This is a genomic window from Blastococcus mobilis, from assembly GCF_900188025.1.
Lineage (GTDB): Bacteria > Actinomycetota > Actinomycetes > Mycobacteriales > Geodermatophilaceae > Blastococcus_B > Blastococcus_B mobilis.
In genome coordinates this window covers 1-1540 of sequence record NZ_FZNO01000075.1, presented here as the reverse complement: position 1 = coordinate 1540, position 1540 = coordinate 1, and the positions used below count along the sequence as shown (strand labels likewise).

Here is a 1540-nt window from a genome sequence, read left to right as displayed (position 1 = left end):
GAACCTCACCCGCACCCGGGACAGATCGTGCGATGCTCGCATCCGTCAGATGCCCTCTCGACTCGTGGAACGTGCGACCTCAGCAATCGCATCGTCCCTGGTCGGAGGGCATTTGATCTTCAGGGCACGCCGCTGCTCACCACGTCAGGCGGTGTATCCGGGCTTAGCCATCAGCGCCCTCCGATGTCTTCGTAAAGCGTCTCCACAACCCGCCTCGCCGTCTTACGGGAGGCGTCGGCCATCCCCCCGCGGTCATCGTCACAGCGCCGCCCGGCGAACTGTGTGCCGAGCCACCAGGCGCCGTTCTGTTCGATCTCGACCCCGCGCGGCGGATAGAACAACTGCTCGTCGAGGACGCGGACCCACTGGACTAGGCACGGCGGGCGAGCCTAATCCAGTGGATCCGAGCGGTGGCCTTACCCCTGGGGTGGCCGACGCGACGCCTCGAGTAGTACGAGGCCCGGGACGTGCAACTTGAACTCGTCGGGGTTCAGCCGCCAAATCACGACGACGCCGACCCCCGCGACGGCGACCACGGCAACGGATGCGTGGGTCCAACGGAAGCGTCGGTTGGCAACGGACGTGTCGGTCAAGGTCCCCTCCAGAAGACAACGCGCGGACGCTTGTCTCCGGCTGGGTGCCCTGCCTGGCCGGCCAATGGTCAGCGCCGCGGGGCTGGGGATAGTCGCTGGGCTGCGGATACGTGGTGAACTCGCGGCGCGGGGGCAGTGAACCACCCACAAGCAGGAGGCGCAAATGTCTCTAAGGCCGCCTTCAGCGCCGTCACGCGTAGCGTGTGACCCCGCCGCGGCTTCCCCCCGGGCTGGATCCACAGCCGGAGGGAGGTAACCGCGGCCGCGGAGAACCGCCTCACCGCCGAGCGGCTCGCGGGCCTGGTCCCTGGTGACACCGTCTGCATCGAGGTCAGCGGCGACTTCCGCCGGCCGCGCTGCTACGCCGGCACGGTCATCCGCATCGAGGCCCGGCGCATCGTCGTCTCCTGTCGCAGCGCCCGCGGTATCTCCCTGCGCGCGCCAGTTCGGGCGCCGGGACACCCCGCGGGTCACGGGGGCAGCGCGCCGAGCTGGCGAACGTTGACACGGTGGCGGTCGTTAACCCGAAGCGGCATGGGCAGACGGTGCATATCGACGCCGGCCTATCGCGCTTGGACGCTGATCTGTGCAGATCCGGGAGGCGGGCGGGTCGAACCGTGAGGGAAGTTCCGTGCAGCTGCACTTCACCCCGACCTCGGGCTCGTGGTCGAACCTGATCGAGGTGTTCTTCTCGATCATCACCCGGCAGGCGCTGCGCCGCGGCAACTTCCCCACCGTCGCCGACCTGATCGCCGCCATCGGCCGCTTCATCGACGCCTGGAACGACCGTTGCGCGCCGTTCACCTGGACCAAGGACCCCCGACACCGTCATCGCCAAGGCCACGCATCCACGGAGGTTGTCCCGAGTTCCGTAGAACTTCGGTGGCGGCCCGTTGTGCGTCAGGCTGCGACGACCTCCCCATCGTGCATGACGGGTGTGACAGTTC

Annotated in this window: 1 pseudogene; it reads left to right on the top strand. The window is 68.1% G+C overall.

The features are described 5' to 3' along the window. Window positions 1-1224 precede the first annotated feature (1224 nt). Window positions 1225-1407 (top strand): annotated as a pseudogene (locus CHB94_RS24295) (IS630 family transposase); the annotation flags it as partial. Window positions 1408-1540: the final 133 nt, after the last annotated feature.